This window comes from bacterium (genome assembly GCA_035454885.1).
Classification (GTDB): Bacteria; UBA10199; UBA10199; order JACPAL01.
The window spans coordinates 1-4625 of record DATIGE010000076.1 but is presented as its reverse complement, the minus strand read 5'-3'; the positions used below and the strand labels follow the sequence as shown (position 1 = coordinate 4625).

Sequence of the window (4625 nt, the reverse complement as noted above, 5' to 3'; positions counted from 1 at the left end):
AATCTCTTCAATTATCTCGATTACCGCCACTTTCTCCGCGACTGGCTGCAGTCGGCGAAGAAAAACTACGGCTTTTCCTACCGGTTCTTTTCCAAACGCGCGGGGCTCAAGTCCCCCAGCCTCTACAAGATGGTCATGGACGGGGAGAGGGACCTCGTCGAGGGCAGCCTGCACAAGTTCTTGGAGGGCCTGAATCTTTCCGTGAAGGAGAAGGAATACTTCGCGACCCTCGTCCTCTACAACCAGGCCAGGTCGGACGAGCACCGCGAGCGCTACCTTGGCCGGCTTCGGGCCATTCGGGAGGGAGAAAAGGCGGCGGGCGAGCAGGGCTTCCGGGTGTCGCTCCGTCTCGCGGCGGAGAACGAGGACCTCATCAAGGCCAAGCTCGGCGAGTTTTGCGACGAGATGACGCGGCTTTTCGGGCGCCGGTTGGAGTCGGACCGGGAGCTCGTCGTGATGCTCGGTTTAAAACGGTGAATGAAGCTTTCAGGGGGATTTATGGGAAGAAGATACATCATTCTCGGTCTCGCCGGATTCGTGATCGCCGTGTCTCACGGCGCCCCGGTGTGGGGTTTTGAGGGATTCGCCACACACCCGGTCAAAATCGTCCCGGGCCTGACCATCCACGGGGGGCCCGCTCTCGCGGAGCCGGGCATCGCCACGATGCCGGTGGACGAGGGCGTGGATCCGGCGGTGGCGATCGGTCCTGCGGACCAGGGCATGGATCCACCCATGGCGACCATGCCGGTGGACGACGGCGTGGATCCGGCGGTGGCGATCGGTCCTGCGGACCGGGGCATAGATCCACCCATGGCGACCATGCCGGTGGACGAGGGCGTGGACCCGCCGGTGGCGATCGGAATTGCGCCCGTCACGCCCGGAATAGCGGTCGGACCGTCACTGGGAGAGCCCGCGCCGGGTGATTCCAACCCAACGCCCGATGATCCCGCCCCGGCGCCCGGCGATTCGGATCCGGGGTCCCAGGATCCCGTTCCCGCGCCGGGAGATACGGACACGGCGACCCATGATCCCGCTCCGGCGCCCGGCGAATCCGGTCCTGGAATCGGCGATTCGGCCCCGGCGCGCGATGAACCGGCTACGGCACCTGGCGATTCCTTTCCATCCCCGCACGATCCCGTTCCTTCAGAGGGAGGCGATGCGATCGCGGGGGGGGGCATCGCTGAAACCCCGGTCTTCCCGGCCGAGGAGTCTTCGGTCACGAGCGGCGAGGGGGAAGTTGGGATGCCGGTCATGGTGATGGTGGGCGGCGGCTGCTCGCTGGTCCGCTGAACGTCTTTTTATTCAAGATATCCATTCCGAATAATCTCCTCGATGGCCTTCGAGCGAGGGCAACCTCCCGCAGCGCCTTTCGATAACACCGGGCATGATGTCGGCCTTTTACAATTACTCCACGGCCCTTGCGGCCATGCCCCCGAATCTCTTTATCGAGAACATGGCCGGGGCGTTGAGGGTCTCCGGAGCGGCGCTTCCCGTGGACCTGGAAGGGGAAACCCCCGCGACGATGGCCTCTTTCCTCCGGGATGTGGCCGGCAGGCTCCACGATCTGGACGGGGACCTCCCCCGTCTCCCCGCGCTGAGTCTTTATTATCGCCTCTTTGCGGGAACGGACGGCCGTCCCCCGCCGCCCAACAACGCCAAGGCGTCACGGGAATTCATGGAGGCGGCCGCGCGAATGCTTCTTCGAGATTCGGAGGGCGGGTCGGGGGTGGGGATGAACGCTCTCCTCGCGGCGTCGATCGCCATCCTGCCCGGCTGCAGCGAGGCCGTCGAATCGGGACTCGGCATCGCGGGCCTCATCGTCGCGGCCCTCGGCTTGGGTCAATTGCTGCGCCTGTCTCTCCTGGAAAGGGCCGGCCGCAAAAAAGACTCGTAGCGGCGCGGCGGGGACTTAGGTTCCTTTCTTGCGCCGAGCTTCGCGGATCTTATCGAGGGCCTGGGCTACGATCTTTCGAAACTCCATCGTATTATCCAAGTCATCCAATGCCTTGATGAGCGGCTTGAGGGCCCTGGGGTCGCCGAGTTCACCGAGGAAAAGGGCCGCGTCTTCTCGAACCAACGCGTCCACGTCACCCAATGCCTTGATGAGCGGCTCGACGGCCCTGGGGTCGCCGAGTTCACCGAGGGCCCAGGCTGCGGACCTTCGAACACGCGAGTCCACGTCACCCAAGGCCGTGATAAGCGGCTCGACGGCCCTGGGTTCGGCGTTGACGCAATAGAAGAAGTCGGCGGCTCGTTTCCGTCGTTGCGGATGTGGCGACTGAAGAGCCTCGATGTTTTGAAGCACCCTCATTTCAGCTCGTGCCTGCGCGGCCGGTGGCGCTTCCGCGATCATGGAGAGCATTTTCGCCGGAATGGCTTCATCGAAGAAGAAGGCGCGTGCAAAGGCGATTTGACCCAGAACCTTGCGGGACGGTTCAATCCCTTGTCCAGCGAGGAGTTGACTTAGTTTTGCCTGGCCCCCGGCCACGAGATGGTCCCGGACCCGTTCAGTGAACGCAGAGAACTCAGTACCCGTCATCCTTGATGCGGCAGCCTGAAGCGAGGAGGCGATCGCCGTAGGATGGAACGTTGGAAAAATATTGGTCATTGTAGAGTCCTCCGCAATGGTGCCGGCGTGATCGGCCGTTTGTGAAAAACCTTGCGGGTTTATGAGATTGCCGGGGGAGATTTGTGAGAATGGATAGGTGAGGCGCGATCCTATCCATTCTTAGAAATCAGACGGTGGCAATGCCCAGGGGCTTTCTCATACGGAGGGCGTCGCCTAAGAGGGAGGCTTCACGGGCGGACCGATGTTCGACCGGCAAAAAATCGTGCAGGCTTTTCGCGAGGCCCTCGCGGAGTTGAAGTCCCGATGCGAATCGGATTGCCTGCACCCGCATGCGGTCGCCGTGAAGGCCCACGCCGTCTACGCCTCCCGAATCAGGCGGCGCTCCGGGACTCATTCATGGACATCGTCGACGCGTTCACAGGGGCCGGCGTCACCGCCGAGGCGGCCTCGCAGTTGAGATCCCCCAACGGGTCCGTCTTGAGCGGTTTGAAGGCCAAGACCGACGAGGCCATGGACGGCGAGGCCTTCCTCGGAGGCTTGGTCGGGATCTGCAATCCCCTGAAGAATGACCTGGTCTCGAAACCGGCGATCGTCTCGGCGGAACTTAAGGACTATGAACGCATCGAGTCCGAAGGCTTGAAAGCGGGCGAGCAGACCTGTTCCATGACGTGCCCCGATGGCTATTTCGTGTCCGGGATGAGATACGGCCGGAGCCATGAGTTCGACGACGGCACCCGGGGCGTGACGGGCGCGGTGCTCCTCTGCAAGAGCGTCCGCCATCCGGCCGATTCCGTTGCGGTGGATCTCTACGACACCCAGGGGACCTGCGGCGGCGATCTCTACGACTATTACGATCAAAACGGCGACATCGACTATACGCGGAAGTTTTCGAGCCGTACCGTCCTCTTCACGGGATTCGGCGCCCATGCGGTCTACCTGCGCACCGGCAAACAATCCGCGTACGACCAGATCCGCGCGATGGGCTTCTTCCAGACGCCGGTGGATCTGTCGCGCCAAGTCCATCCCGTTTGGGTGGGCGCCTACTGGTCCTTCCTTTCCGCGCTGGCGGGCAACGGGCCCGGCGCGGAGCAGGTCTTGAGCTGCCCCACCAACAAGATCCTGACGGCCGTCGAATTCAGGACTGGCGAGACTCTGAAGCTCACGGGCGTCAAGAGCTACACCTGCGCCGGCGTGAAGGTCGGGGATCAGTAAGGAGATTCTCCGGTGAATCAGCGGGAGACCGTCGAAGCGAGCACGAATTGCGCGGCGTAATAGAGGGGGAGGCCCCAGGCGCGGTTGATCCACCCGGCGGACACGAACCGATCGCGCGCGACAAAGAGGTCGGAGACGTAGAACAGGACGGCGCCCACGCCGATCCAGGGATTTCCTGAATTTTTAGCGGCCCCCAGGGCGAGGATCGTCATCACCGTGATCGCCGCCATGTAGGCGATGACGGGGATCTTCATGAGCGTCGTTTTCCTCTCCACGTGCGGAAGGATCCAGCGGCCCGCGAGGCCCGTCGCCAGGACGGGAAGGCCCACGCGGAAATCGTACAACGCGAAGGACACGCCCCGAACGGCGAAGGCCGCGCAGAAAAGAAGATGCGCAAAAAAGAAACTCGCCAGTCCGGCCAAAAACCATTTCGAGGACTTCGGGATCAGGAGCAAATCGCCCGCCCACGAGAGACCCAGGGCGGCGAAGATCAGGCGCCCGTAAGCGGTCTCCCAGGCCCCCATCTTCCAAGCGAAGAGGAGGAAGCCGGTCGAAAGAAGCGGTTTGCCGATCGAAACGATCATGCCGGAGGTTTAGCACGCTTGCAGCGCCGAATGCGATGCCGTCTCACTCCTCAGAATTATCAATTATGACAAGAATCAAATCATAAGCCCAAACAAAAGTGTACCCGCTTCTGCTTCTCTATCCATTCTCATAAAAAGCGATTGCGAGTCCGATCTCGCAACAACTCCCGACACCTTCCGGCGATAAGGCGGCCATGCAAAGAGGAGGAAAGAATCCATGACGCCCGCCGTTACTCCCAACTGCTTGGCTTCGCTCCCGG

8 protein-coding genes are annotated in these 4625 nt (G+C 62.2%); 4 read left to right on the top strand and 4 right to left on the bottom strand.

Annotated features, from left to right (window positions below):
* From VLJ37_12595 to VLJ37_12585, 3 genes are all read left to right on the top strand, one after another.
* On the top strand, positions 1–477 hold a 477-nt coding region (locus VLJ37_12595), incomplete at its 5' end, for a TIGR02147 family protein (GenBank protein HSA60510.1).
* A 21-nt stretch (positions 478–498) separates the two neighbouring features.
* Entirely contained in the window at positions 499–1290 is a 792-nt protein-coding gene (locus tag VLJ37_12590) for a hypothetical protein (GenBank protein HSA60509.1), read from the top strand.
* A gap of 94 nt (positions 1291–1384) precedes the next feature.
* The gene (locus tag VLJ37_12585) at positions 1385–1894 is read left to right on the top strand and encodes a hypothetical protein (GenBank protein HSA60508.1); all 510 of its coding nucleotides are present in this window, start codon (positions 1385–1387) and stop codon (positions 1892–1894) included.
* Between the two features lie 15 nt (positions 1895–1909).
* Here the strand turns inward: VLJ37_12585 and VLJ37_12580 are convergent, their stop codons facing one another.
* Both VLJ37_12580 and VLJ37_12575 read right to left on the bottom strand, forming a co-directional pair.
* Positions 1910–2608, bottom strand: coding sequence for a HEAT repeat domain-containing protein (locus tag VLJ37_12580; GenBank protein HSA60507.1), 699 nt, complete (start codon positions 2606–2608; stop codon positions 1910–1912).
* Positions 2609–2735: 127 nt separating this feature from the next.
* Positions 2736–2921 carry a hypothetical protein gene (locus tag VLJ37_12575; GenBank protein HSA60506.1) on the bottom strand — a complete coding sequence of 62 codons (186 nt, stop codon included), beginning with the start codon at positions 2919–2921 and terminating at the stop codon, positions 2736–2738.
* Positions 2922–2965: 44 nt separating this feature from the next.
* On the opposite strand from VLJ37_12575, the gene VLJ37_12570 reads away from it, so the two are divergent.
* Complete coding sequence (locus VLJ37_12570) at positions 2966–3781, top strand: hypothetical protein (GenBank protein ID HSA60505.1); 816 nt, start codon at positions 2966–2968, stop codon at positions 3779–3781.
* A gap of 17 nt (positions 3782–3798) precedes the next feature.
* Here the strand turns inward: VLJ37_12570 and VLJ37_12565 are convergent, their stop codons facing one another.
* Together VLJ37_12565 and VLJ37_12560 are read right to left on the bottom strand one after the other, a co-directional pair.
* A complete protein-coding gene (locus VLJ37_12565) occupies positions 3799–4365 on the bottom strand; it encodes a lysoplasmalogenase (protein ID HSA60504.1) in 567 nt (188 codons plus the stop codon).
* Positions 4366–4440: 75 nt separating this feature from the next.
* Positions 4441–4625, bottom strand: a 185-nt coding sequence (locus VLJ37_12560; protein HSA60503.1) for a hypothetical protein, incomplete at its 5' end; no start/stop codon positions are given.